The organism is Micromonospora inositola (assembly GCF_900090285.1).
GTDB lineage: Bacteria > Actinomycetota > Actinomycetes > Mycobacteriales > Micromonosporaceae > Micromonospora > Micromonospora inositola.
Window position 1 is genome coordinate 871573 of sequence record NZ_LT607754.1, and the last position, 26040, is coordinate 897612.

The 26040-nt window shown below is 71.7% G+C and carries 24 protein-coding genes; 8 read left to right on the forward strand and 16 right to left on the reverse strand.

Annotated elements, in window-relative coordinates; translation table 11 throughout:
- Positions 1–8: 8 nt before the first annotated feature.
- From GA0070613_RS04105 to GA0070613_RS04130, 6 genes are read right to left on the reverse strand one after another with little or no spacing between them, the layout of a single operon-like run.
- Positions 9–674: a tetratricopeptide repeat protein gene (locus GA0070613_RS04105; RefSeq protein WP_231929664.1), complete on the reverse strand. Its 666-nt coding sequence runs from the start codon at positions 672–674 to the stop codon at positions 9–11.
- Positions 675–1262, reverse strand: coding sequence for a DinB family protein (locus GA0070613_RS04110; RefSeq protein ID WP_197699048.1), 588 nt, complete (start codon positions 1260–1262; stop codon positions 675–677).
- A gap of 48 nt (positions 1263–1310) precedes the next feature.
- Positions 1311–1754 carry a hypothetical protein gene (locus GA0070613_RS04115; RefSeq protein ID WP_089011066.1) on the reverse strand — a complete coding sequence of 148 codons (444 nt, stop codon included), beginning with the start codon at positions 1752–1754 and terminating at the stop codon, positions 1311–1313.
- On the reverse strand, positions 1751–6145 hold the full coding sequence (locus GA0070613_RS04120) for a toxin glutamine deamidase domain-containing protein (protein WP_089011067.1): 4395 nt from the start codon (positions 6143–6145) through the stop codon (positions 1751–1753). The genes GA0070613_RS04115 and GA0070613_RS04120 overlap by 4 nt, the downstream gene beginning before the upstream one ends.
- Before the next feature lie 18 nt (positions 6146–6163).
- Complete coding sequence (locus GA0070613_RS04125; protein WP_089015739.1) at positions 6164–6520, reverse strand: hypothetical protein; 357 nt, start codon at positions 6518–6520, stop codon at positions 6164–6166.
- Between the two features lie 5 nt (positions 6521–6525).
- Entirely contained in the window at positions 6526–6939 is a 414-nt protein-coding gene (locus GA0070613_RS04130; protein WP_089011068.1) for a YbaB/EbfC family nucleoid-associated protein, read from the reverse strand.
- 80 nt (positions 6940–7019) lie between these two features.
- On the opposite strand from GA0070613_RS04130, the gene GA0070613_RS04135 reads away from it, so the two are divergent.
- Positions 7020–8252: an SUKH-3 domain-containing protein gene (locus tag GA0070613_RS04135; RefSeq protein WP_089011069.1), complete on the forward strand. Its 1233-nt coding sequence runs from the start codon at positions 7020–7022 to the stop codon at positions 8250–8252.
- Positions 8253–8268: 16 nt separating this feature from the next.
- A complete protein-coding gene (locus tag GA0070613_RS31885) occupies positions 8269–8442 on the forward strand; it encodes a hypothetical protein (RefSeq protein ID WP_157746270.1) in 174 nt (57 codons plus the stop codon).
- Positions 8443–8607: 165 nt separating this feature from the next.
- Here GA0070613_RS31885 and GA0070613_RS04140 read toward each other — a convergent pair whose 3' ends face one another.
- Together GA0070613_RS04140 and GA0070613_RS04145 are read right to left on the reverse strand one after the other, a co-directional pair.
- Positions 8608–9303, reverse strand: coding sequence for an MOSC domain-containing protein (locus tag GA0070613_RS04140; protein ID WP_089015740.1), 696 nt, complete (start codon positions 9301–9303; stop codon positions 8608–8610).
- 54 nt (positions 9304–9357) lie between these two features.
- Positions 9358–10797: an aldehyde dehydrogenase family protein gene (locus GA0070613_RS04145; protein ID WP_089011070.1), complete on the reverse strand. Its 1440-nt coding sequence runs from the start codon at positions 10795–10797 to the stop codon at positions 9358–9360.
- 141 nt (positions 10798–10938) lie between these two features.
- On the opposite strand from GA0070613_RS04145, the gene GA0070613_RS04150 reads away from it, so the two are divergent.
- Both GA0070613_RS04150 and gabT read left to right on the forward strand, forming a co-directional pair.
- Entirely contained in the window at positions 10939–12375 is a 1437-nt protein-coding gene (locus tag GA0070613_RS04150; RefSeq protein ID WP_089011071.1) for a gamma-aminobutyraldehyde dehydrogenase, read from the forward strand.
- 4 nt (positions 12376–12379) lie between these two features.
- Positions 12380–13651 carry a 4-aminobutyrate--2-oxoglutarate transaminase gene (gene gabT, locus GA0070613_RS04155; RefSeq protein WP_089011072.1) on the forward strand — a complete coding sequence of 424 codons (1272 nt, stop codon included), beginning with the start codon at positions 12380–12382 and terminating at the stop codon, positions 13649–13651.
- Between the two features lie 75 nt (positions 13652–13726).
- Here gabT and GA0070613_RS04160 read toward each other — a convergent pair whose 3' ends face one another.
- Both GA0070613_RS04160 and GA0070613_RS04165 read right to left on the reverse strand, forming a co-directional pair.
- A complete protein-coding gene (locus tag GA0070613_RS04160; RefSeq protein WP_089011073.1) occupies positions 13727–14383 on the reverse strand; it encodes an RlpA-like double-psi beta-barrel domain-containing protein in 657 nt (218 codons plus the stop codon).
- A 134-nt stretch (positions 14384–14517) separates the two neighbouring features.
- Positions 14518–15378, reverse strand: a complete 861-nt coding sequence (locus tag GA0070613_RS04165; RefSeq protein ID WP_089011074.1) for an SCO6745 family protein — start codon at positions 15376–15378, stop codon at positions 14518–14520.
- Between the two features lie 89 nt (positions 15379–15467).
- Between GA0070613_RS04165 and GA0070613_RS04170 the strand changes: the two genes are divergently transcribed.
- The 4 genes from GA0070613_RS04170 to GA0070613_RS04185 are packed head-to-tail and all read left to right on the forward strand — an operon-like array spanning position 15468 to position 19410.
- Complete coding sequence (locus GA0070613_RS04170) at positions 15468–16151, forward strand: nucleoside/nucleotide kinase family protein (RefSeq protein WP_089011075.1); 684 nt, start codon at positions 15468–15470, stop codon at positions 16149–16151.
- 32 nt (positions 16152–16183) lie between these two features.
- Positions 16184–17467: a GAF domain-containing protein gene (locus tag GA0070613_RS04175; RefSeq protein ID WP_089011076.1), complete on the forward strand. Its 1284-nt coding sequence runs from the start codon at positions 16184–16186 to the stop codon at positions 17465–17467.
- Between the two features lie 39 nt (positions 17468–17506).
- Complete coding sequence (adh, locus tag GA0070613_RS04180) at positions 17507–19012, forward strand: aldehyde dehydrogenase (RefSeq protein WP_089011077.1); 1506 nt, start codon at positions 17507–17509, stop codon at positions 19010–19012.
- Positions 19012–19410 carry a DUF779 domain-containing protein gene (locus GA0070613_RS04185; protein WP_231929665.1) on the forward strand — a complete coding sequence of 133 codons (399 nt, stop codon included), beginning with the start codon at positions 19012–19014 and terminating at the stop codon, positions 19408–19410. Before adh ends, GA0070613_RS04185 begins: the two co-directional genes overlap by 1 nt.
- A 143-nt stretch (positions 19411–19553) precedes the next feature.
- Here GA0070613_RS04185 and speB read toward each other — a convergent pair whose 3' ends face one another.
- From speB to GA0070613_RS04215, 6 genes are read right to left on the reverse strand one after another with little or no spacing between them, the layout of a single operon-like run.
- Positions 19554–20567: an agmatinase gene (gene speB, locus GA0070613_RS04190; protein WP_089011078.1), complete on the reverse strand. Its 1014-nt coding sequence runs from the start codon at positions 20565–20567 to the stop codon at positions 19554–19556.
- Positions 20564–21766 (reverse strand): saccharopine dehydrogenase family protein, encoded by a 1203-nt coding sequence (locus tag GA0070613_RS04195; RefSeq protein WP_089011079.1) that lies wholly within the window; start codon positions 21764–21766, stop codon positions 20564–20566. The genes speB and GA0070613_RS04195 overlap by 4 nt, the downstream gene beginning before the upstream one ends.
- Positions 21766–23187, reverse strand: coding sequence for an NAD(P)/FAD-dependent oxidoreductase (locus tag GA0070613_RS04200; protein ID WP_089011080.1), 1422 nt, complete (start codon positions 23185–23187; stop codon positions 21766–21768). The genes GA0070613_RS04195 and GA0070613_RS04200 overlap by 1 nt, the downstream gene beginning before the upstream one ends.
- The gene (locus GA0070613_RS04205) at positions 23184–23981 is read right to left on the reverse strand and encodes an ABC transporter permease (RefSeq protein WP_231929666.1); all 798 of its coding nucleotides are present in this window, start codon (positions 23979–23981) and stop codon (positions 23184–23186) included. The genes GA0070613_RS04200 and GA0070613_RS04205 overlap by 4 nt, the downstream gene beginning before the upstream one ends.
- Positions 23978–24886, reverse strand: a complete 909-nt coding sequence (locus GA0070613_RS04210) for an ABC transporter permease (RefSeq protein ID WP_089011081.1) — start codon at positions 24884–24886, stop codon at positions 23978–23980. The genes GA0070613_RS04205 and GA0070613_RS04210 overlap by 4 nt, the downstream gene beginning before the upstream one ends.
- Positions 24883–26037: an ABC transporter ATP-binding protein gene (locus GA0070613_RS04215; RefSeq protein ID WP_089011082.1), complete on the reverse strand. Its 1155-nt coding sequence runs from the start codon at positions 26035–26037 to the stop codon at positions 24883–24885. The genes GA0070613_RS04210 and GA0070613_RS04215 overlap by 4 nt, the downstream gene beginning before the upstream one ends.
- Positions 26038–26040 lie beyond the last annotated feature (3 nt).

Genomic DNA, 26040 nt, shown 5'->3' on the forward strand with positions numbered 1-26040 from the left:
GGTGACCGTCAGGCGGGGCGCAGATTGACGCGGGCCTCGTCGACCCAGCGCAGGATGCCGTGCGCGCCAGCGACCTCCGCGACGGTGGCGGCCTCGTCAATGAAGGAGAGCGCCCGGTCGGGTTGACCGGCTTCGGCGGTGAGGTAGCCGAGCCCGACCAGGTTCGCGGCCACCCCGGGTAGGAAGCCGATCTCCCGGCGCAGTCGGGTGGACTCCGCCATCAACTCCACGGCCTCGGCGGTCCGGCCCGCCGCCTGCTCGACGAAGGCGAGGTGCCGCAGCACGTACGAGAGGGTCAGCCGGTCTCCGACCTGGGTCGCCAGCTCGCGGGCCCGGACGAACGCCGGGACCGCAGCGTCGTGGTCCCCGCGAACGACCTGGTGGACCGAGCCGACCCGGAACAACGCCTCGCCCTCGCCGCGCGGGTCGCCGAGCTGCCGGTACAGCTCGGCGGCCCGCTCGAAAAGCTCCAGCTCATGCGGGTCCTCGACCCGCTCCTCGAGGAAGCGCACGTGCAACGCCCTACCCCGGGCGAGCGCGTGGTCCGCCTCGACGGTGTCGAGCGTCCGCTCGGCGGCCGCCAACGCGGCCGGGTCGGCGGCGAACATGGCGTCGTCGCAGAGCTTCCGGGCCCGCTCGATCCGGTCCTCGGCGCCGACGGAAGATGCGGTCACCTACTGGCCCACCCGTCCGTCGATCCGCTCGCGCAGCAGGTCGGCGTGACCGCTGTGCCGGGCGTACTCCTCGATCATGTGCAGCAGCAGCTCGCGCAGCGAGATCTCCTCCCCGTCGGACATCCGCGCCCGGACGCCCAGGTCCGCCGTCCCGGCGACCAACTCCTCGGCGAATGCGATCTCGGCCCGCCAGGCCCGCCACGCCTCGTCGACCACCGCCGGGTCCCCCACCGCGTCGTCGAACGCGCCGTCGCGCTCACCCTCCGCCGAGTAGAGCTTGGGCACGTCCTGGCCGGCCATCACCCGCCGGAACCAGCTCCGCTCCACCTCGGCCAGGTGCCGCACCAGGCCGAGCAGCGACATCTTCGACGGCGGTACGGACCGCCGGGCGAGCTGCTCGGCATCGAGGTCGGCACACTTCAGCTCGAGGGTCAGCCGATAGTCCCGGAGGTATCCGACGAGCATCGACCGCTCGTCGTGGTAGCCGCCCTCGGAGCGCGGATCGTCCTCGGGACGGACGAACATGTTCGACCAGGCGAACTGGGGAGCGGGCTGGTCGGTCTCGGTAGTGGTACGCGCGTCAGCCATGCCCGGACCCTCACCCACGCTCGACCCTCCCGCAACGCATTTACGCCCTCATGCCTGGCCGGTGGCGATCGTGGGATCCGCGCCGGGATCACCGGCCCGCTGAAGCTCCTCCTCGAACATGACGAACGTCCTCCGCCGGATGCCACGGATCAGGGCTTGCTCCTGCGTCGTCAGGTCCCGGCATTCGGCCTCGGCGGTGTCCTCGATGGCCCTCACGGTCTCGTACAGCGCGAAGATCGGCCCCTCACCCTTGAGGTAGACGGCCCGCTCGAATTCCGTCCGCTGGACGAACCGGTCCGGCGTGAGCACGCTGATGTCCCCGCCGATGGCGAGAAGGATCTCGCCCACGATGTCGTTGGCTGGCTTCCAGCCACCCGACTCTCGATTCAACCGCCAAGCGGCCAGCCCGCCGTCGGGCGTCGACACCATCTTCACCGGTGCCTCGTAATAGGAGAAATAGGCCGGCAGTTCGAGGCCAGGTAGAGCGTTCATCGGTCCGACCCTCCGCCCAGCGTCGATTGGAGGGCCGCCCAGAAGTACTCACGCTCCCGCTGAAGGATGCCCTTCAAAATGGCCGTCTCCTTCTCTGACACGCTACGGCCCTGTTCCGCGGCCACCGCTTCGAGGTCGCGTCCCACTTCGAACAGGGCATGCTCCCACTCGGCGACCTTGTCGAGTGCGGCGAGTTGCAGACGAAACTCGGCCACATGCCCGGAGGATGTGCGCAGCATCATCTGCACGTCCCGATAACCACTGCGCTGGGGGCTGAGGAAACGGTCCTCGAACTGCGCAATCCTGACCTCCCGATCGCCTCTCAACACCTCCAACGCCGCGTAGAGGTGGGCGAGACACTGATAGGAAACCCGTCCCGCAGCCAGATCATTCAGTCGTGACGCATCACCTTCATACTTCGCCACCTTGTCCTCGGCCCGTTGTCGGTCCTTGGGCCCTGGCCGTGGTCGATACTCCGCGCCGCCTTGCGACGCCTCGGCCAGCCTCCGCCCCAGGGTGTCGATCTCAATCTGAGCGACCGCCGCGGCCTCGTACAACTGGTCAAGATACTGGCGCCGGTACGTCGGGTCTCCGCACTGCTGCCTGTCGAAGCCGGGTTGGAACGGCTGAGGGCGATCGAGGTCGAAGGAGGAGCTCACTTGTCGCTGCTCAGCCGTGAGCGGCGTGGGCAGGACCTTTGGTAGCGGTCCGGTGGCGACCGCGGCCGCACCACGCTGAGTGATGTCCTGCAGGACGTCACCGAGGACGTCGATCGCCTTCTGGTGGGTGGCGAGGTGGTGCAGCGTCATCGGTCTGGCCGTCAAGGAGTTGGCCAGCTCGGGTGTCGACAGGATCATCCGGGCCAGGTCGGGCCGCTGCGTCAGCTGCCGGACCAGCGTCTCAGCGAGCGTCGGTTCACCGCGCGGTGGCGCCTCCCAGGCCTGGTCCAGCATGTGCTGAACACGGGGATCGGCGAGGAGTCGCGCCACGTCCCGGGCCCCGATCTCGTCCAAGCCCGGTGCCAAGCGGCGCAGCGTGGGCGCGTCGAGATGGTCCGCGAGCTCGACCGGGGTCACGCCAGCGGCGAAGACCTCGTCGAGGTCGCCGCTCGCGGCAACGGCGTCCCGTACGAACACCCCGGCCGATATCCGATCGGCGTGGGCGCTCCGGTGTGCCCGCCGCAGACCTTCCGGATCCGGCTCCGGTCGGGCACCGGGCAGCGGGGCCCCGCCGGAGGGATCGACCGCACTCGACTCCCCGAGCAGATGGACGTGGTTGAAGTCCGGCACGTCGTCCGTAGGAGGTGGCGGCGGCGCCGGTGGCCGTGGTGGCGCCGGCCGCTCCGGCGGTCCGGGAAGGGCATTGAAGTCACCCGGTGGGCGACCGGCCAGCGGCATGGGCGCGCCGTCCCGACCGAGGACCAGCGCGTCGATCCCGACCACGTTCGTCCCACCGGCCACGCCGCTGTGGGTGAAGAGCGGCAGATTCGCGACGTACCCGCTCTGGGGGTCGAGGTAGAGGACCGTGCCGTTCTGGTTCAGTGCCACCCAGGCGTGCGAGCCGCCGCCCTCCCAGCTGGTGATGAGGAACGCGTAACTGCCGTGCCCGCCCAGGAGCAACTGCTCGTGGAGGGCGCGGTACCCACGCTCGACCACCTGCCGCGTGGCCAACGGGCTCGTGGTGCCCGCCACGTCACAGAGGTTCTGGAAACGCCCGCCGGTGCTCTCCTCGACCCGTCGCGGGCCGTCCGCCTCGCCGCCGACCGGACGGCGGACGTCCCCCTCCAGGTAGCCGTCGAAGGTACGCGGAGCCGAGACCCGCGGCCGGCCGTGCACCCAGGTCTCGTAGAGCGACAGCGTGCAGTCGAGACAGTTGATGCCCCGGGTCGGGTCGGCTTGCGGGCCGCCGTCGTTCGCCAACTGGAACCAGCCGCCGTGCCGGGGGTCAGCGGTCCGCCGGACGCTGCCGTCCGGGTTGCGCGGCATCTGCCGTTCGAGGTCCGTCTGGTGCAGCGCGAGCGGTGGGCGCAGCCCGCCCCGCACGCCGAACCTCCGGGAGCGGTCGATCGGCGGTGGGTCGTCGTCGTCTCCGGTGAGCGCCGACCGGTCGGACGTCTCGACCGAACCGGGGGCGAGGTCGGCGACGTCGTCGTTGATCCGGTAGAAGTCCGCGTCGTCCTCGACCGTCACGTGCGCGGGCGCGACAGACCCGTTCAGCACCGCCTGCGCACGGTCCTGCAACTCGTAGCTCATGGTGCTGGCATCAAGCGCGGCTTGACGCCACCGTCGCGCGAGCAGATCGTGGCCCGCCTCCTGCAGTTGCTGCGCCTGGGCGCCGTATTCGCCGGCTGAACGTTGGTGCCGATCAGCGCTCGCGCGAAGCCAGGCAGCTTCTTGCTGCCGTCGCCTGTCCTCGAACCACGCCCGCTGCGCCTCGAAGTAGCCCTGATAGCGGCGTCGATCCAGGCCCTCGCGCTCGACAGCTCGGTAGGCGGTGAGCTGTTCCGGCGTACGAGGGCGGGGCGGCAGCGGGTCGAACGGCCCCGGGAGAATCGGCGAGGCGTCGTCCGTGTGCCTTGGTGGTCCGGGTGCCAACGCCTCCAGCAGCGGAAATCGCGGTGATGGCGATGGTGACGGCTCCGGGCCGGGCGGACCGACGTCGCGGCCCGGCGCGGTGGGCGCGGCAACGTGGGTGGGTAGCGACGCGATGGTCGGCACGGCCGGCGGGGTAAGATTGCCGGCCGAGGAGCGGCCGGTCATGGGGTTGCTGCCGCCGGTGCGAGGCGCCTCAGTGCCCACCGGCACGGCTCCGCCCGCCGCCGGTTGTGACGCTGACCCCTGTGCCCCTGCGAATGAAAAGGCGGCGGTGACGGGTGTCTGGTTCGGGCCCACCAACGGCTCCGCCGTCACCGCGGATCGCAGCGGAGTGCTGTCCACGCTTGCCGTCGGGTGCGCCGGACCTGCCTCGACGGACGCCGGGACCGTCGACGCCAGGCGCGGGTCGACGGCGGTCGAGGAGAGGGTTGGCGTCACCCCCACCTGCGTGGTCACGGCCGAGTCCGGGGATGAGACCGGGTCGACGGTGACCGAGACGGACGCGCCCGACGCCGGATACGGGACGGGAGTGGGCAGGGCGTCCTGGACGACCGGCCCGTCGACCGAAGGCGTCCCGAGCAGCGCAGCAGCGGCCGGTCCGGACTGAGGGCCGGATATCTGCGAGGAGATTGCTTCCCTGCCCGGACCGGCGCCGGCCACCTGTGTCGCGGCGGCGGGTGGCGGCGCGCTCTCACCGAACGTATCCGGTCCTGATGAGTCTGGGCCGGGCGCGCGGGCAGCCGTACCGCTGAGGTCCGTCGGCGGCAGGGTGGTGCCGGCGAGGGCGGCCATCCGCCCGTCGAGTCGGTGGTGCAGCGCGGTGTCCGCCTGACTCGTCGCCGAGCCGCTGACACCGGAGACGGCCGCCCGCGCCAGGTCTTCCAGCGACACCCCCTGCCCGGTGACCAGGCCGGCGGCGCCCTCGGCGAAGACCTCGCCGGTCATCTCCCGGCCGAACCGCTCGCCGGTCTCGGCGAGCCGCCCGTTCGCGTGCCCGCCCAGGCCCGCCAGAGGCGCCACCGCGCCACCGGCGAAGCCACCGGCCGCCGACATTCCAACGTCGGTGACGTCCAGGCCGTGCCGACGACCGGTGGAGTTCTGGTACGCCTGGGTGGCGAGGCTGACGCCGGCCTCCTGCCCGGCCTCAACAAGCCCACTGAGCCCGGCACGACGGGCGAACCCGCGCAGGCCGCTCTTCACGACCTCCTTCGCGGCCCGCTCGCTGGCCTCCTTCGCGCCTTCCTTCAGGGCCTTGCGGGCGAGCTGCGTCATGAGCCGCTTGAAGATCTGCTGCACCACCATCCGGGTGGTGGTGATCGCCACGCCGGCCGCGGGGGATGCTGCGCCGGCGGTGAGGACCGTCGCGACCGCCAGCGAGAGCAGCTCGACGACCAGAATGCCCAGCTCGATCCAGACTTCGAGCTTGGCGCCCTCGATGTCGCAGCCGCACGACTCGACCAGTTGCCCGAGCTCGCCGGTGACAGCGAGCAGCACAGGCAGCGGCGCCTCGTCGCCCTCGGCCACCCGCCGCCACGCGGTGTCGAAGGCCTCGGCCACCGCGCCGATGCCGCCGTAGCCGCTGCGCACCTCGGACGCCGCCGAGGTCGCGTCGTCGCGCGGGCCGGCCAGGACGGCGGCGACGCCGTACCACTGGTCGGCGAGGTCCCAGACGGCGCGCTCGTTCCCCTCGGGCCATTCCACCCCGACGACCCAGTCCAGGGCCTCGTGGATCCAGCCGGGCAGGTCCCAGGGGCAGTAGTCGAGCGGGTGCGGGATCGGGCTGGGCAGGATGCTCACGCGCGGATCCTCCGGAGGTCAGCGCCGGTGCCGCTGCGGGAAATGGTGCTGGTCGGGGATGCGGCCGAGCTGACGCGCGGTCGCCTCGTCGTTTTCCACGGTCGCAGCGACGGATCGGGCCACGTCGGCACCGAGCCCGTCCAGGGAGCGACCCACCATTTCCCAGGCGCGCAGCAGCGTCTCCTCGTAACGGCGGTACTGCTTCTCGAACGCCGCGCCGATGTCGTCCCGCCCCCAGGGCCGCTCGGTGCTCGCGTCCGCGATCGCCCCGCCCACCTGTCGCCGGGCGGCGCTGACCGCCTCGCCCGCGAGCGTCAGGTCCGCCCCGCCGCGGCGGGCGCGGTCAGGGTCCAGCCAGAGCTGCCCGTCGGTCACGGCGGTCACTCTCCACGCTGGAGCGCGGTTTCGGCGCGGCCCAGCAGGGCGTCGAAGTCGTTGGTGCGGAGGAACTCCACCGACGGCGAGCCGGCCGGCAGATAGCCGGCGACCAGTTCCTGGGTCGCACTGACGGCTGCGGCGGAGGCCTGGTGGATCGTCGTGGTGATCTTCCGACTCAGCGCTCTGGCGTCACGATCGTGAAAGACCGACGGCTCGACCTCCACGCTGATCAGCTCCCCCCGTGCGCCGACGGTCGCGGTCACCTGTCCGTCGTCGGAGCGCTCGGTCACCCGCAATTCGGCGAGCTTGACCTGAAGTTCGTCCAATCCGGACCGAAGGCGCTGGTACTGGCCATACACCTCGTCGAACCGCGCCCGCAGCGCGCGGTTGACGTCCCGGTCCACGCTCTCGGCCAAGGCCGCCCCTCTCCGTCACCGTCGGTAGGGCAGACCATACCGGGTGCCACGGAATCCGTGGGGTCCGGTAATTTCAGGTCGTGATCGAGCGTCAGCAGGCCGAGCAGCTGGCCGCCGTGTGGGCCCAGCGGGACTCCGAACGGCTGGGATTCCCGTGTACGCCGGTGGTCGAGGAGTTCGACCTCGGCTACCTCATCACCTCGCAGGTCGCCGCCGAGGCGCGCGCGCTCCCCGGCGACCTGCCGACGACCATCGTCGAGAAGCAAACCGGGGATGTCTCCACCTGGCCGCGCCTGCCGTTCCCCGCCGTCGAGCAGATGTACCGGCAGCGTCTACCGCCCGCACCGCGCGCTCCCCGCACGGTGGACCCGGCCGGCCAGCTGCTCCGCGAAATCACCCGGCAACCGACGCCGGGCGCCGCCGCCCACCTCACCCTCGACGGTCGCATCCACCGGGCACTCGGCGCCAAGGGCGAGGTCGAGCTGCGGCACCATCCGTTGGTACGGGCGTATCTCGACGAGCTGCCACCCGGTCACCTGGTACGCGGTGGCGAGCGGCACGCCGAGATGATCGTCGTCTCCGACGTCCTGCACGAATACGACCACCGCCGTGCGACCGACGGCCTTCCTCCGCTGACACTGGAGGAGGCGGCGACCCTGCTGGGCAGCGCGCGGGTCGAGATCTTCCGGATCCGCGAGCCGGGCGACCCAGCCGGCGGGGCGGCCGAGATCCCCTGCGACTCGTGCATCAACTTCCTGGTGCGCTTCAACGCGCTGCCATGGTCCCACCTCGCTTACACGAGGGAGTGGCGTGCAGAACCCCAAACCGACCCCGACCCGGGGCGGTTCCCGTCAGAGGTCGCGAACGCGCTGGTGACTGCTGGCTGGCGCCCCCATTTCGGTGACGAGGTCCTGGCGCAGGCGGCGGTTCGCGATGTCACCGCGGTGACCGGCACGAGGCATACGCACGCCGTGTTTCCAGCCCTTCTGCTCACCATCACCGCCTTCCCCGGTTTGGAAAGCCCGCGCCGGGGCCCCGGTGAGCAGGTATGGATCTCTCGATTCGACATCCACCCATGGGAAATGGGCCACACCGCCGACACCCTCGCCGACTTCGGGGCCGTCCTCGGCGTCCGGCTCTTTCCGCTCGGCGCCGAACGCGGTGACAGCGTCATCGCCGTTGACGAGCACGGCCGGATCTTCGCGCTCGACCAGGCCGGTGAGTGGTTCCTCGGCCCGGACATCGACGCCGCCCTGACCACCCTGCTGCTCGGCCGGGCCCCCGCCCGGGTCCGCGACGACGGCACCTGGTGACGAGGCCCGCACGCCGGTGCTACTGGCGGCGGCCGCGTGCCTCGGTGGCGACGGCCCGACGCAGGTGCTCACCGTCGGCCGGGCCGCCGGCGGCCGCTTCACCGGCCTGCCCGAAAGGCAGAAGGCGGAAGGGTTGATCGACGGCAAGCAGGGCAAGGGCGTCTACGTCCGAGACTCACTGGCCAGGTAGTAGCAACGGCGCCCGCCTCCCGGACCGACACGAGGAGAGCGCCAGCACACTACTTCATGATCGCGTAGTTGATGAAGACTGACTCTGCCGCAATGTTCGGCCTTGGGACGCCTGGACGGAGCGGTATCACGAGGTGCGTCACACACCGTCGGCCCGACTGGGGTCTCAGCGCGGCAAGAGTTCGACGGCATCCTGCAGCTCGATACGACCAGGGCGTTCGACTGTTGCCCACACGCCGAAGGTCATGTCGTGGTGCTCGGCAACGGTCCGCAAGAGGTGTTCATGGGCCGGAACATCCTCCTGAGGGAGGTCGATCATGACGCATCGGGTGAGCCGCCGGCGTGGTCGCAATACAACCTGCGCACCGATGCGGACGTCTCGCCCGAGCCAGCCGTCCTCGGGGAAGTCGCTGCCCGGTACATCGACGAGCAGATTCGCTCGGAACCGCACCGGGTCGACCGGCTCCCCCAGCAGGTCATGGAGTCGCCGTAGGGCGGCGCTGCTGATCAGGCTGATCGGGCCCTCGTCATGGTGCATGACCTCCGCTTCGCGCTCGATCGTGACGGGACGGGCTAGCACCTCGCTGACAGCCTCATGCCCCGCGGACTCGTCCGCAGCGAAGCGGCGTCCATCCGGCAGTTCTACGACCGGCACCAGATCGCCAGAATGTCCGCGAAGCGTGAACAGGCCGGGCATCCGCCGGAAGCGACGGGTGCTCTTTCCGCTGCCCAACTTCCCGTCTGCGTCGCGCACGGCCCACAAGCGGTCGCCGGCCAGTCCTCGCTGGTCGACCTCGGCTGTTGCGAGCCGCTCACCGAGCAGTGACTTGATCGGATATCGGCGGATCTCAACCAGCTTCATCGACGCCACTGTAGATCGCCGAACCGCGGAAGATCGTCTCGTTGATGGCCCTGCCTACAGCGCCACCCCGGTCAGGACCATGACTCGCGGCTCCGTGTAGTCGTCCATGGCGCTGCGCAGCCCTTCCCGCCCCACTCCGCTCCCCTTCACCCCGCCGTACGGCATCTGGTCCGCCCGGTACGACGGCACGTCCCCCACGATCACCCCACCGACCTCCAGGCTGCGCGCGGCGGCGAAGGCGGTCTGCAGGTTGTGCGTGAACACCCCCGCCTGCAAGCCGTACGCCGAGTCGTTGACGGCGGCGAACGCGGCCTGGTCGCTTTCGACCGGGCCGACCACCAGCACCGGCCCGAACACCTCCTCGGTGCACACCTTGGCGTCCGCCGGCACCCCGGAGAGCACGGTCGGCGGATAGGTCGCGCCCTCCCGCCGCCCGCCCACCTCGATGGTCGCCCCGGCGGCAACGGCCTCGTCGACCCACGCCTCGACCCGCTCAGCCGCTTCGACCGACACCAGCGGCCCGACGTCGGTCAGCGGGTCGGACGGATCGCCCGTGCGCAGCTCTTCAACTGAGGCGATCAGCCTCGGCAGGAAGCCGTCGTACAGCCATTCGTGCACGTACACCCGCTGCACGGCGATGCACGACTGGCCGGCCTGGTAGTTGGAGAAGGTGGCGATCCGGTGCGCCGCGAAGGTCAGGTCCTCGTCCGACGCCCAGTCCTCGCAGATCACCGCCGCCGCGTTGCCGCCCAGCTCCAGGGTCACGTGCTTCTCCGGCACCTGCCGGCGGATGGCCGCGCCGACCGGCCCGGAGCCGGTGAACGACACCACCGGCAGCCGCGGGTCGGCGACCAGCTCGGCGGCGCGCTCGTTGGGCAGCGGCAGCACCGAGAACATCCCCTCGGGCAGGTCGGTCTCGGCCAGGATCTCGCCGAGCAGCAGCGCCGACAGCGGGGTGGCCGGGGCCGGCTTGACGATGATCGGCGCGCCGACGGCGATGGCCGGGGCGACCTTGTGGGCGACCAGGTTGAGCGGGAAGTTGAACGGCGCGATGCCCAGCACCGGCCCCTTCGGCACCCGCCGGACCAGGGCGATCCGCCCGGTGGCAGCCGGGTCGGTGTCGAGGCGTTGCAGCTCGCCGGAGAACCGCCGGGCCTCCTCGGCCGCCCAGCGGAACGTCGACACCGCGCGGCCCACCTCGGCCTTCGCCCACTTGACCGGCTTGCCGTTCTCGGCGGTGATCAGCGCCGCGACCTCGTCGGCCCGCTCGGCGAGCCGCCGGGAGACGTGGTCCAGGGCCGCCGCGCGGACGTGCGCGGGCAGGGCCGCGGCCGTCGCGGCCACCCCGGCCGCTGCCGCGACAGCGGCTTCGACCTGGTCGGCCGTGGCGAGGGTGGTACGCCCCACCGTCCGGCCGTCGTACGGGTGGGTGACGGTCAGCTCGCCCTCGCCGTGAGCGGGGCGGCCGGCGACGAAGAAGGCTCTCGGCTCCACGTTCCGCAGCGTAGACGACGGAGAGCCGCGCGGAAACAGTTGCCCAAGGCCTTGTGGGCCGCGAATTCAGTAGCAAAGATGGCAGTCAGATTGCGATAACCTCCGCTGACCTCACCCCCGGCCATCCCTCGGAGACTTCTGATGAGCGACCAGCAGCAGCTGCGCAACTTCGTCAACGGCGAGTACGTCGACCCGGTGGACGGCGGGTACGCCGACCTGATCGACCCCTGTACCGGCGAGGTCTTCGCCCAGGCCCCCGTCTCCGGGGCGGCGGACGTCGACGCGGCGATGAAGGCCGCCGCCACCGCCTTCGAGAGCTGGCGGGACGCCACGCCCGGCGAGCGGCAGAAGGCCATGCTCAAGCTCGCCGACGCGGTGGAGGCCCGGGCCGCCGAGCTGGTCGACGCCGAGGTGCGCAACACCGGCAAGCCCCGCCAGCTCACCGCCGACGAGGAGCTGCCGCCGGCGGTGGACCAGTTCCGCTTCTTCGCCGGCGCCGCCCGCCTGCTGGAGGGCCGCTCGGCCGGCGAGTACATGGCCGGGCACACCTCGTACGTGCGGCGGGAGCCGATCGGCGTCTGCGCGCAGGTGACGCCCTGGAACTACCCGCTGATGATGGCGGTGTGGAAGATCGCCCCGGCCCTGGCGGCCGGCAACACGGTGGTGCTGAAGCCGTCGGACACCACGCCGGTGTCGACGCTGCTGCTGGCCGAGATCGCGTCGGAGTTCTTCCCGCCGGGCGTGTTCAACGTGGTCTGCGGTGACCGGGACACCGGTCGTACCCTCGTCTCGCACCCGACCCCGCAGCTGGTGTCGATCACCGGCTCGACCCGCGCGGGCATGGAGGTCGCCTCCGCCGCCGCCCCCGACCTGAAGCGGACCCACCTGGAGCTGGGCGGCAAGGCTCCGGTGGTGATCTTCGACGACGCGGACATCGCGGCGGCGGCCGAGGCGATCGCGGTCGGCGGCTACTTCAACGCCGGCCAGGACTGCACCGCCGCCACTCGGGTGCTCGCCGGCCCCGGCATCTACGACGACTTCGTCGCGGCCCTCGCCGAGCAGGCCCGCAACACGAAGACCGGTGCCCCGGACGACGAGGACGTGCTCTACGGCCCGCTGAACAACGCCAACCAGCTCGCCCGGGTCACCGGCTTCCTGGACCGGCTCCCCGACCACGCCTCGGTGCAGGCCGGCGGCTCCCGCCAGGGCGACCGCGGCTACTTCTACGCCCCGACGGTGGTCTCCGGGGTGCGGCAGCAGGACGAGATCATCCAGGACGAGGTGTTCGGGCCGGTCATCACCGTGCAGCGCTTCTCCGACGAGGACGAGGCGGTGCGCTGGGCCAACGGCGTCGACTACGGCCTGTCGGCCTCGGTGTGGACGAAGGACCACGGCCGGGCGATGCGGATGACCCGCCGGCTCGACTTCGGCTGCGTCTGGGTGAACACCCACATCCCGTTCGTCTCCGAGATGCCGCACGGCGGCTTCAAGCACTCCGGGCACGGCAAGGACCTCTCGGTCTACAGCCTGGAGGACTACACCCGGATCAAGCACGTCATGCACAACATCGAGGGCTGATTCCATGGCTTCGTCAGAGGAACTGCACAAGCGGCGCGGGGCTGCGGTGGCCCGGGGCGTCGGCAGCGTCATCCCGTCCTACGTGGACCGTGCCGGTGGCGGCACCATCACCGACGTCGACGGGCGGGAGTGGATCGACTTCGCCGCCGGCATCGCGGTCGCCAACGTGGGCAATTCCGCCCCGCGCGTGGTCGAGGCGGTGCGGGCGCAGGTCGAACGCTTCACCCACACCTGCTTCATGGTCGCCCCCTACGAGTCGTACGTGGCGGTCTGCGAGCAGCTCAACGCGCTGACCCCGGGGAGCTTCGAGAAGCGCTCGGCGCTGTTCAACTCCGGCGCCGAGGCGGTGGAGAACGCCGTCAAGATCGCCCGGCACGCCACCGGGCGGCCGGCGGTGGTGGTGTTCGACCACGCGTACCACGGTCGGACCAACCTGACCATGGCGCTGACCGCGAAGAACATGCCGTACAAGCACCGGTTCGGGCCGTTCGCCGGGGAGATCTACCGGGTGCCGATGTCGTACCCGCTGCGCGACGGCGGCCTCTCCGGCGTGGAGGCGGCGGCGCGGGCGATCGAGATGGTGGAGAAGCAGGTCGGCGCGGAGAACGTCGCCGCGCTGCTGATCGAGCCGATCCAGGGCGAGGGCGGTTTCGTCGTACCGGCGGAGGGGTTCCTGCCGGCGCTGCGCGAGTGGGCGACGGCGGCCGGGGTGGTCTTCGTCGCCGACGAGATCCAGACCGGGTTCTGCCGGACCGGGAACTGGTTCGCCTGTGAGAACGAGGGCGTCGAGCCGGACCTGATCACGCTGGCCAAGGGCATCGCGGGGGGCCTGCCCCTCGCGGCGGTGACCGGGCGGGCGGAGCTGATGGACGCGGTGCACGTCGGCGGCCTCGGCGGCACGTACGGCGGCAACCCGATCGCCTGCGCGGCGGCGCTGGCGTCCATCGAGACCATGCACGAGCTGGACCTGGCCGTCGCGGCCCGCCGGATCGAGGCGACGATGACCGCCCGGCTGCGGGCCATCGCCGAGCGCGACCCGCGTATCGCCGAGGTACGCGGGCGGGGCGCGATGCTCGCCGTGGAGCTGGTGCAGCCGGGTACCCTCACCCCGGACCCGGCCGCCACGGCGGCGATCTCGGCGGCCTGCCACGCCGCCGGCCTGCTCACCCTGACGTGCGGCACCTACGGCAACGTGCTGCGCTTCCTGCCCCCGCTGGTCATCTCCGACGACGAGCTGGCCAGGGGCCTGGACATCCTGGACGTCGCCTTCGGCTGAACCCGACGCCGGTGCGCCGGACGGCGGGTGGGTGTCGCGGACGCACCGCACGACACCCACCCGCCCCGGCTCAGCTCAGCGGAGCACCTCGACGACGTTGCGGCGGACGACGTTCCTGCCCGGCTCGCGAACGAGGTCCATCGCCGCCGCGTTGAGCAGCACGCAGCTGCCCGACGGGCCGGTCACCGTCACCGTCGCCGACCGGTTGTTGTCCAAGTTCGTCACCCGCAACCGCGTCCCCACCGGGAACTGGCCACTGGTTGCCGCCGGCGCCCCACCCTCGGCCGAGAAGGTGACCGACCCCTGACACGCCGACGGCCCAGCCGGCGCGGAAGCGGTGGCCACGGGCTGAGCAACACCGCCGGGCCGAGCGGCGGCGCCCCCGTCCAGACGTTCCACCAGGTTGCGGCGGATCACGTTCTTGCCGGGCTCTCGGACCAGGTCCATTGCCGCCGCGTTGAGCAGCACGCAGCTGCCCGACGGGCCGGTCACCGTCACCGTCGCCGACCGGTTGTTGTCCAGGTTCGTCACCCGCAACCGCGTCCCCACCGGGAACTGACCGCTGGTCGCCGCCGGCGCCCCACCCTCGGCCGAGAACGTGATCGACCCCTGACACGCCGACGCCCGAGCCGGCGCGGTGTCGGCGAACCCGAACCCCGTCCCGACCGCCAGCACCGCCGAGGCGGCCACCGCCATCCCCGCCGCCAGCACGTGCTTCCGCTGCACCTTCACCGCTTCTCCCGTCGTCCGGTGGTGTCCGTACGACGACTGGTACGGCCTGGGAGCGGTCTACCGTTCACCGTCCTGACGACTTACCACTCTGCGTGAACCAGTCCACGACGCTGCATGAACCCACCCCCTGCCGGTCACCGTCCGCGATGGATCCCCAGGGTGCTCTGCGAGGGCAGCAGGCCGGACCCGACCACGGCCTGCATGACGGGCACCACCAGCTGGGCGAGCCGGCCGACGGCCGGACCGAGCGCCCGCCACGGTCCGGCGGCCAGCTCGTCGGTACGCCGCTCCACCTCGTCCCGGACCCGGCGCCCCTCCTCGGTCGCCACGCCGGCGGCATCCACCAGGCCGCGGGTGGCGAGTCGATCCCGGGCGGCGGCCCACTCCTCGTCCGTCCAGCCACGGCTGGCGAAGACCTCGACCGGCGCGGCGCAGATCGCGGCGAAGGACACCAGCGCCTCGGTCGGGTCGAGACCGGCGGTGAGCAGCGCCGCGACGTGCCCGTCGCCGCGGTGCTCGCGCAGCACGGTGAGCGCCTGCCAGAGCATCAGGTGCGGCGCCTCCGGCCAGGGCAGTTCGGCGTTGGCGGCGGCGAGCGGCCGGCCCGCCACGTCGGCCGCCTCGGCGGCCCGGCGGGCCAGTGCGGCCGCCTCGGCCAGCTCCGGACCGTCGACCGCGTCGCCGAGCAGCGCGCGCAGGGCCCGGTCCACTCCGGACAGCCGGGCGTCGAGGACCTTGGCCGGGTCGGCCACCGACCAGATCTGCGGTACGTACTTCCGGACCATCGCCGGGCTGAAGCTGTAGTACGTGGCGTCGACCAGCTTCGGGCCGGCGGCTCCCAGCGGGGCGGTGCGCCAGGCGAAGTAGCTCGGCCAGCGCTCGTCCGTCGGCAGTCCGAGGGCCGTGGCCTCCTCGGTCAGCTCGGGCGCGTAGTACAGCAGCGCGTGCACCGGCTCGGTGAGCTGCCACATCTGCCGGACCATGTTCAGTTCCATCTCGACCTCCCCATCGCTTTGTCTTGTCGCTGTCAAGTTTGCGCGTGACGCGGGAACTTGTCAATGGCAAGATCTGGCATGCTCGCGGGATGGACCTGCTGACCCGGCTCGGCGATGCCGTGACAGAGCTGGCTCGACACCGGCCGCGGGTGCTGGTGGGGATTGACGGGCCGGACGCGTCCGGCAAGACGACACTGGCCGACCGGCTCGGCAAAGCCCTGAGCGTGCCCGCGCTCCGCGTCTCGGTCGACGACTTCCACCAGCCGGCCGAGCTGCGGCGCCGGCGGGGCGCGCTGTCGCCGGAGGGCTACTACCGGGACGCCTTCGACCATGACGCGCTGATCACCGACTGCCTGCTCCCCTTCCGCGCCGGGTCGGAGCGGATCCGGGTCGGCCGGCACGACCTCCACACCGACGAGCCGCGGGACGTCACCCTGCCGGCGCCGCCGGTCGCGGCGCTAGTCGTCGACGGGGTGTTCCTGCTCCGACCGGAGCTGCGCGACCACTGGGACCTGGCGGTCCATCTGCGGATCACCCCCGAGGAGAGCCTGCGCCGGGCCCGGCTGCGGGACGTCGACCTGTTCGGCTCGGTGTCCGAGGTGGAGCGGCGCTACCTGGCCCGCTACCTACCGGGCCAGGCGCTCTACCAGCGGGAAGCCGACCCGGAGTCCCGGGCCCACGTCGTCGTCGACAACGAGCACCCGGGGTCACCGGCCGTCGAGCGGTGGGAGGTCGCGGAAAGGCCGGCTCCAGCCCTTGGCGATCGGGGGTGAGCTGCGTCACGATGGGGCCGAGGAGGTCGCCCATGGCTGACCCGTGGCTCGCCCTGGAATTCGGTGCCGATCCGGCTGAGCGGATCGCGCAGGTCGGCGCCGCCCACGCGGCGTTCCTCACCGCCGGCACCGATCCGGGCAGGGTGCGGGACGTGGTGGCCGAGTCGTGGCGGCGGTCGGCCGGAGCGCTGCTCGACCCGGAGGCCACCGCGCCGGTCGACCTCACCGACGACGCGTTGGAGAGCTACCGCGCCGCGCATCCCCTGGCCCGGGTGCTGCCGCTCTTCCGCGACCTGCTCGGCGGGATCGCCCAGGACGGCGCGCACCTGATGGCGGTCTGCGACGCGTACGGGCGGCTGCTCTGGGTGGAGGGACATCCGGGGGTGCTCCGGCACGCCGAGCGGATGAACTTCATCCCCGGCGCCCGCTGGGACGAGGCACACGCCGGCACCAACGCCCCCGGCACCGCCCTCGCCGTCGACCACAGCGTGCAGATCTTCGCCACCGAGCACTTCGTCCGGCCGGTGCAGCGCTGGACCTGCGCGGCCGCCCCCATCCACGACCCGGCCACCGGACGGCTGCTCGGCGCCGTCGACATCACCGGCGGCGACCACCTGGCCAACCCGCAGAGCCTCGCCCTGGTCCGGGCGACCGCCCGGGCCGCCGAGGCGTTCCTCGCCCAGCCCCTCGACCCGGACGTGGTCACCGTCAGCGCGCTCGGCCGCGACGAGGCGGAGCTGCGCGTCGGCGGTCGCCGGATCCGGCTCGGCCGCCGGCACAGCGAACTGCTGGTGCTGCTCCTCGACCACCCCGAGGGGCGGACCGGCGAGCAGCTGGGCCTCGACCTGTACGGCGACGACCGGCTGCATCCGGTCACCCTGCGCGCCGAACTGTCCCGGCTGCGCCGGGCGCTCGGCCCGGAGCTGCTCGACTCCCGGCCGTACCGGCTGCGCGGGACCGTGCGCGCCGACTTCCGTACCGTCACGGACCTGCTGGAACGCGGTGACGCGGCGGGAGCGCTCGGGGCGTACGGCGGGCCGTTGCTGCCCGGGTCGGACGCGCCGGGAGTGACGCGACTGCGCCGGCTCATCGACGGGCAGCTCCGCGCGGCCGTGCTGGCGACCGCGAACCCGGCGCAGCTCGCGGCCTGGACCGCGACGGCCGCCGGGGCCGACGACCTCACCGCCTGGCAGGCCCTGGCGCGGGCGTTGCCGCCGGGCGCGCCGCGCCGGCCCCTCGCGGTGGCGCGCGCCAACCAACTCTCCCTGGAGTACGACCTGCCGCGCGCAACGTTGCTGCAACGTCCCCGAAACTAACGTCCCCGCCGTCACCCGAGACCGACGGCGGAGGTAACCATGGCGCGCTACGACGCTCCCACCCACTGGCAGTCCCGCTACGACCACTTCATCGGCGGCGAGTACGTCAAGCCGCACGGCGGCCAGTACTTCGAGAACCCCACCCCGGTCACCGGCCAGACCTTCTGTGAGGTCGCCCGCGGCACCGCCGAGGACGTCGAGAAGGCCCTCGACGCCGCGCACGGCGCCGCCGACGCCTGGGGACGCACCTCGATCGCCGAGCGGTCGCTCATCCTCAACAAGATCGCCGACCGGATGCAGGACAACCTGGAATCCCTGGCCGTCGCCGAGACCTGGGAGAACGGCAAGCCGGTACGCGAGACCCTGGCCGCCGACATTCCCCTGGCCATCGACCACTTCCGCTACTTCGCGGGGGCGATCCGGGCCCAGGAGGGCTCGCTCGGCGAGATCGACGACGACACGGTGGCGTACCACTTCCACGAGCCGCTCGGCGTCGTCGGGCAGATCATCCCGTGGAACTTCCCGATCCTGATGGCCGTCTGGAAACTCGCCCCAGCGCTCGCCGCCGGCAACGCGGTGGTGCTCAAGCCCGCCGAACAGACCCCGGCGTCCATCCACTACCTGCTGTCGCTGATCGCCGACCTGCTGCCGCCGGGCGTGGTCAACGTGGTCAACGGCTTCGGCGTCGAGGCGGGCAAGCCGCTCGCGTCCTCGCCACGGGTGGCGAAGGTGGCGTTCACCGGCGAGACCACCACCGGGCGGCTGATCATGCAGTACGCCAGCGAGAACATCAAACCCGTCACCCTGGAACTGGGCGGCAAGAGCCCGAACATCTTCTTCGACGACGTCAGCGCTCACTCCGACGACTTCCTGGACAAGGCGCTCGAAGGCTTCACCATGTTCGCCCTCAACCAGGGTGAGGTCTGCACCTGCCCGTCCCGGGCGCTGATCCAGCAGGGCCACTACTCCGACTTCCTGGCGGCGGCGGTGTCCCGCACCGGCGCGATCAAGCAGGGCCACCCGCTGGACACCGACACGATGGTCGGCGCGCAGGCATCCAACGACCAGTTGGAGAAGATCCTGTCCTACCTGGACATCGGCCGGCAGGAGGGGGCTCGCGTGCTGACCGGCGGCTCCCGGGCGGACCTCGGCGGGGACCTGTCGGGCGGCTACTACGTCGAGCCGACGATCTTCGAGGGCGACAACTCCATGCGGATCTTCCAGGAGGAGATCTTCGGCCCGGTCGTCTCGGTGACCTCCTTCGCCGACCTCGACGACGCCGTGAAGATCGCCAACGACACGCTGTACGGCCTCGGCGCTGGCGTGTGGACCCGGGACATGAACACCGCGTACCGGGCGGGTCGGTCCATCCAGGCCGGGCGGGTCTGGACCAACTGCTACCACGCCTACCCGGCCCACGCCGCGTTCGGCGGGTACAAGCAGTCCGGCATCGGCCGGGAGAACCACAAGATGATGCTGGAGCACTACCAACAGACCAAGAACCTGCTGGTCAGCTACTCCACCAAGAAGCTCGGCTTCTTCTGATGGGTGCCGTCTCCGACGGCGCCGCGGCGCCCGGTTCGCCGGGCGCCGCGGCGCCGCCGCCCGTGACGGTGACGCCCGCCGCGGCCGAGCTGATCCGGTCGCTGTGGGGGCGGCACGGGCCGCTGATGTTCCACCAGTCCGGCGGCTGCTGCGACGGCAGCGCCCCGATGTGCTATCCGGCCGGCGAGTTCCGCACCGGCGGCTCCGACGTCCTCCTGGCGTCTCTCGAGGTGGACGGTGTCCCCGAGCCCGTCGAGTTCTGGATGTCGAAGGCTCAGTGGGACCTCTGGAAACACACGAGGCTCACCGTCGACGTCGTCCCCGGCCGAGGCGGCGGCTTCTCCCTGGAAGCCCCCGACGGCGTGAGATTCCTGATCCGTTCCCACCTCGCCCCCTAACCCCCCGTCCTCCCTCGCGATCTTGCACTTAGGGCCCCCATTTGCGCGATTTGCCGGCAATGCGGGGGCACTAAGTGCAAGATCACGCGGGGAGGGGTGGGGTGGGGTGGGGTGGGGTGGGGTGGGGGTGGGGTGGGGGCCGGTCAGCGGGCGTCGAGGAGGGGTTGGCGCGGGTTCCAGGGTGGGCCGCCGGCGGCGTCGCGGCGGCGGCGGGCGATCGCCGACAGGGCCTCCAGGACCACCCGGTTGCCGAGGTAGGCGGTGATGTCGGCGTGGTCGTAGGGCGGGGCCACCTCGACCACGTCGACCCCCACCACCGGCAGCTCGTAGCAGACCCGGCGGACGGCGTCGAGGAGCTGGCGGGAGGTGAGGCCGCCCGGCTCGGGGGTGCCGGTGCCGGGGGCCATGCCGGGGTCGACCACGTCCACGTCGACGGAGAGGAAGACGCCCTCGCACTCGTCGGTGGCGATCTCGAAGGCCTCCGACAGACACTCGTCGAGCCCTCGGGCGACCACCTCGGTCATCTCGTACGACCGCATCCGCTGCTGCGCCATCCACGACAGCGTCTCCGGGCCGGGCCAGTAGCCGCGCAGGCCGATCTGGAGGAAGCGGTCGCCGCGTACCGCGCCGGACTCGATGAGCCGGCGCATCGGCTGGCCGTGCCCGTGCAGCGAGCCGAACTCGATGTCCCCGGTGTCGGCGTGTGCGTCGAAGTGCACCAGCGACACCCGGCCGAGCCCGTGCTGCCGGGCCACGCCGGTGGCGTCGGGCAGGGCGATGGAGTGGTCGCCGCCGAGCACGATCGGGATCGCCCCGGCGGAGGCGACCGCATACACGGCCTCCTCCAGGGCGCTCAGGGACCGCTCGATGTCGCCGGAGAACATCTCGACATCGCCGGCGTCGTACACCCGGAGGTCCCGCAGGGCGTCGACGCGGAACGCGAGGGACGGGCGGGAGCCGTCGTGCGGCAGGTAGCAGGCCTGGCGGATGGCGGACGGGCCGAACCGGGTGCCCGGCCGGTGCGAGGTGCCCCCGTCGAAGGGCGCGCCGACGATGACGACGTCCGCGTCCGCGTACGTCACCGGCTCCTCGATGGTGCAGGGCGGCACGCCGAGGAACGTGATGTCGGGGCCGAACATCGGGCCGTAGCGGGTCACCGCTCCTCCATCCCCCACGGCGAGCCGTAGCCGGTCAGCAGGTCCAGGAAGGGCACCGGCGGCAGCGCCTCCGGACCGAGCACCCCGGCGCCGGACCAGGCACCGGCGGCGAGCAGTTCCAGGGCGACGACCGGGTTGACGGCCGTCTGCCAGACCACCGCCTGGTGGCCGTACTCCTTCATCGACCACCCGTTGTCGACGACGTGGTAGAGGTAGACCTTCCGCGGCCGGCCGTCGACGCCGGTGCCGGTGACGTACGTCCCGGCGCAGGTCTTGCCGCGCATCCGGTCGCCGAGGGTGGCGGGGTCGGGCAGGCAGGCGGCCACCACGTCGCGCGGAGACACCGAAGTGCCGCCCACCCGGACCGGAGCGGTCGAGTCCAGGCCCAGCTTGTGCAGGGTCTTCAGCACCTCGATGAACTCGTCGCCGAGGCCGTACTTGAAGGTGACCCGCTTCGCCTTCACCCAGCGCGGGATCAGCAGCACCTCCTCGTGCTCCACGTTGACGCATTCGACGGGGCCGATCCCCTCCGGGAAGTCGAAGACCTCCGGCTCGCTGAACGGCGGCGTGGTGTACCAGCCCCGGTCTGCCTCCCAGATCACCGGCGGGTTCAGGCACTCCTCGATGGTGGTCCAGATGGAGAAGGACGGCGCGAAGTCGTACCCGTCGACGGTGAGGTTGGCGCCGTCGCGGACCCCGATCTCGTCGATCTCGCTGAACAGCTCATCCGCGGCGTAGCGGGCGAAGACGTCCGACAGGCCGGGCTCGATGCCGATGCCGCAGAGCGCCAGCCGGCCGGCGGCCTCCCACCGCTCGGCGACCGCGAACTGGTCGTCGCCGAGCTTCACCCCGGTCTCCGCGTGGGGCCGGGACGGGTGCGGGTGGGACAGGGACATCGCCATGTCCAGGTAGTCGGCGCCGGCGGCGAACGCGCCGTCGAAGATCGGCATGACGAAGCGTGGGTCGACCGCGTTGAGCACGTGGGTGATCCGGTGCTCCCGGCAGAGCGCGGCGACCGCGTCCGCCGACGACGCGTCGACCTGGGCGGCGACGAAGCGGCCGTCGTGCTCGGCGATCGCCCGGGACGCGCGGCCCAGGTCGTAGTCGGCGACCACCATGGTCTCGAAGAAGGAGCGGCGGGCGGCGATGGCGACGGCGGCGGAGCCGACACCGCCGGCGCCGACGAGCAGGATGCGCATCAGGAATCGAACCCCAAACCAAGACGATCGAGCGTACGGAGCCAGAGGTTGCGCCGGCCCTCGCGCGCGTCCGCGCGGGCGAGTGACCAGCGGGTGAGATTGATGCCGGTGGCCCGGAACGGCTCCGGCGGGAACGGCAGCGGTTTGCTGCGCACCAGGCCGAGCCGGGTCAGCGGGGTCTCCTCGCCGCCGAGCAGGTCGAGCATCACCCGGGCGCCGAACCGGCTCGCCCCGACGCCCAGCCCGGTGAACCCGGCGGTGTACGCCAGCCGCCCCTCGTAGGCGGTGCCGAAGAACGGGCAGAACCGGGTGCAGGTGTCGATGACCCCGCCCCAGCGGTGGCTGAACCGGAGGCCGTCGAGCTGCGGGAACGTGGTGAAGAAGTGCTCGGCGAGGGCGGCGAAGGTGGCGGTCCGCTGTTCCAGCTCGGGGGCGATCCGGTTGCCGTAGTGGTAGACCGCGTCGTACCCGCCGAAGAGGATCCGGCCGTCGGCGGTGATCCGGTAGTAGTGGAACTGGTTGCCGGTGTCGGCGAGCCCCTGCCGGTTGGCCCAGCCGATCAGCTTGCGCTGTTCCACCGACAGCGGCTCGGTCGTCAGCGCGTAGTCGTACACCGGGACCAGCCAGGCCCGCAGCCGGCGCAGCAGCGGCGGGAACGCGTTGGTGGCGAGCGCGACCTGCCGGGCGCGGACGCTCCCCGGGGCGGCGTCGGCGCCACCCGCCGTGCCTAGCCGCAGCGCCGCGCCGTCGCGGCGCAGGCCGGTGACCCGGGTGTGCTCGTGGATCCGCACGCCGAGGTCCAGGCAGGCCCGGCGCAGCCCCCAGGCGAGCTTCGCCGGGTCGAGCATCGCCACCCGGTCCCGGTCCCACATCCCGCCGAGGTACGTCGGCGAGTCCACCTCGGCGCGTACCTCGTCGCGGTCGAGCAGGCGGACGTCGTGGCCGTACCGGCGGGCCAGCTCGGCATCCTCGGCGAGCCCGGCGAGCTGGTACGGCTCGACGGCCACCGCCAGCTCGCCGGCGCGTTCGAAGTCGCAGTCGATGCCGTGCTCGGCGACCGTGGCGGCGATGGCGTCCAGGTTCTCCCGGCCGAGCCGTTCCAGCTCGTCGATCTCGCCGGGGAAGCGGTCGACGCCGTTGGCCAGGCCGTGGGTGAGCGAGGCGGCGCAGAACCCGCCGTTGCGCCCGGACGCCGCCCAGCCGCAGGTCCCGGCGTCGACCAGGAGAACGTCGCGGGCCGGGTCGGCCCGCTTGGCGAGCAGGGCGGTCCAGAGCCCGGCGTACCCGCCGCCGACCACCAGAAGATCCGTCGTGGTCGCGCCGGTCAGCGGCGGCAGCGGGTCGGGGCGTTCCGGGCGGTCGAGCCAGTACGGCGCGGGCGCCGCGTCGGCCAGCGCCCGGCCGGTATGCGGGAGTGTCATGACCGGCGCTTGGCCCGCCGGCCGCGCAGCGAGCTGACCCCGACCAGCAGCAGCGCGATCACGAACATCGCCGTGCCGATGACGTTCACCTGCGGCGGGATGCCGCGCTGCGCGGCGCCCCAGACGTACATCGGGAAGGTGACGGTGGTGCCCGCGTTGAAGTTCGTGATGATGAAGTCGTCGAAGCTGAGCGAGAAGGCGAGCAGCGCGGCGGCCACGACGCCGGGGAGCACCAGCGGCAGGGTGATCCGCCGGAAGGTCTGCCACTCGCTGGCGTAGAGGTCCATGGCGGCCTCCTCCAGCCGGCTGTCCATGCCGGCGAGCCGCGCCTTCACGGTCACCACCACGAACGACACGCAGAACATCACGTGCGCGATGACGATCGTCCAGAAGCCCTGCGGCACCCCGGCGGCGACGAAGAGGGCGAGCAGCGAGGTGCCCATCACCAGTTCGGGGGTGGCCATCGGCAGGAAGATCAGCAGGTTGATCCCGGAGCGCCCCTTGAACCGGTGCCGGACCAGGGCGAACGCCATCAGCGTGCCGAGCACCGTGGAGACCACGGTGGCGATGAAGCCGATCTGCACGCTGCGCACCACCGCGTCACACATGTCGGAGGTGGCGCAGGGGTGCGCCCAGTTGTCCAGGGTGAACTCGTGGAAGTCGTACGACAGCCGGCTGGACGGGCGGTTGAACGACAGGCCGGCCACCACGACGATCGGTAGCGAGAGGTAGCCCAGGACGAGCAGGGCCACGCCCATCACCCAGCGGTCGGCCAACCAACGGGACAGTCTCACAGCACCTCCTCCGTGCCGGCCTTGCGCAGGTAGACGAAGACCACCGCGAGGATGGCCGCCATCAGCAGGAACGACAGCGCCGCGCCCTGCGGGTAGTCCAGCCGGACCAGGAACGCCGAGTCGATGACGTTTCCGATCATGTACTCGTTCGGGGTGCCGAGCAGCTCGGCGTTGATGTAGTCACCGGTGGCCGGGATGAAGAAGAGCAGCGTGCCGGCGATCAGGCCGGGCATCGACAGCGGCAGGGTGACCTTCCGGAACGCCTTGAGGGGGCTGGCGTAGAGGTCGCTCGCCGCCTCCAGCAGCCGGTGGTCCAGCCGCTCCAGGCTCGCGTACAGCGGCAGCACCAGGAAGGGCAGGAAGTTGTACGTCAGGCCGAGCACCACCGCGACCGGGGTGGCCAGCAGCCGACCGTCCGGGCCGAGCAGATGCACGTCCCGGAGCAGCCCGACCAGCGCACCGTTGTCCGACAGGATGGTCTTCCAAGCCAGCGTGCGGACCAGGAAGCTGGTGAACATCGGCGCGACCACGCAGACCAGCAGCAGGTTCTTCCACCGGCCGGCCTTCTGCGCGATCGCGTACGCCAGCGGGTAGCCCATCAGCAGGGCCAGCACCAGCGCGATCGCCGAGTAGCCGAACGACCGGAGGAACTGCGGCCAGTACGCCTGCACCGCCTCCGGGTAGTTGCCGAACGCCCAGGTCAGCGCGTATCCGGTGGAGAGCGAGCCGCTGGGGTCGTAGAGGCTGGCCGCGGCGAGTTGGAGCAGCGGCAGGGCGAAGAAGATCAGCAGCCAGGCCGCGCCCGGCAGCAGCAGCAGGTACGGCAGCAGCCGGTACCGCCCGCGCCGGGGCGGCGGCGGCGCCGACTGCCCCGACCCGGTGGGTACGTGAGCGAGAGCGGTCATGACGCCAGGACCACCGTCGGGTCGTCGAGCAGCGGGGTGGTGCGGTCGTCCTCGCCCGCCTCCCGGGGGAGCAGGAAGGCGTGCCGCGGATTCCAGTGCGCCACCACCGGGCTGCCGACCGGCAACTGCCCGCCGAGGCCGCTGTTCGCGGAGAAGGCCGACAGCTCGCTGCCCCATCCGGTCTTCACCAGGTACTGGGTGCTCACCCCGACGTAGGAGGCGTCGGTCACCACGCCGCCGACGTGCTGGTGGCCGGCCGGCACCTGGGCGGCGGTCCCGACCAGGTGCAGCTTCTCGGGGCGTACCCCGAGGAAGACCGGTCCCCGGTCGAGGCGGGCCCGCGCGGCGGGCACGGCGTAGCGCCCGCCGTGCGCGGAGACCAGCACGTGGTCGCCGCTCGTTCCGCCGGCCTCGCCGGCGAGCAGGTTGGACTGGCCGAGGAAGTTCGCCACGAACGCGGTCGCCGGGAACTCGTAGATGTCGGCGGGGGCGCCCAGCTGCTCGATCTTCCCGGCGTTCATCACCGCGACAGTGTCGGCCATGGTCATGGCCTCCTCCTGGTCGTGGGTGACGTGCACGAAGGTGATGCCGACCTCGGTCTGGATCCGCTTCAGCTCGATCTGCATCTGCCGGCGCAGCTTCAGGTCGAGCGCGCCGAGCGGCTCGTCCAGCAGCAGCACCTGCGGCTGGTTGATCAGGGCGCGGGCCAGCGCGACCCGCTGCTGCTGTCCGCCGGAGAGCTGGGCGGGCCGGCGCCGGCCGTACCCTTCGAGCTGCACCAGCGCGAGCATCCGGTCGACCTGGTCGGCGACCTTGCGGATGCCCCGCCGGCGCAGCCCGAAGGCCACGTTCTCGTTGATGTCCAGGTGCGGGAAGAGCGCGTAGCTCTGGAACACGGTGTTCACCGGTCGCTTGTACGGCCGCAGCCGGGCGATGTCCCGGTCGCCGAGCAGCACCTGCCCGTTGGTCGGCTCCTCCAGCCCGGCGATCATCCGCAGGGTGGTGGTCTTGCCGCAGCCGGAGGCGCCGAGCAGGGCGAAGAACGAGCCCTGCGGGATGGTCAGGCTGAGGTCGTCGACCGCGGTGAAGATGCCGAACTTCTTGGTCAGGTTGGCCAGCCGCAGATCGCCGGCCGGTGTCTCGTGTCCCATTGT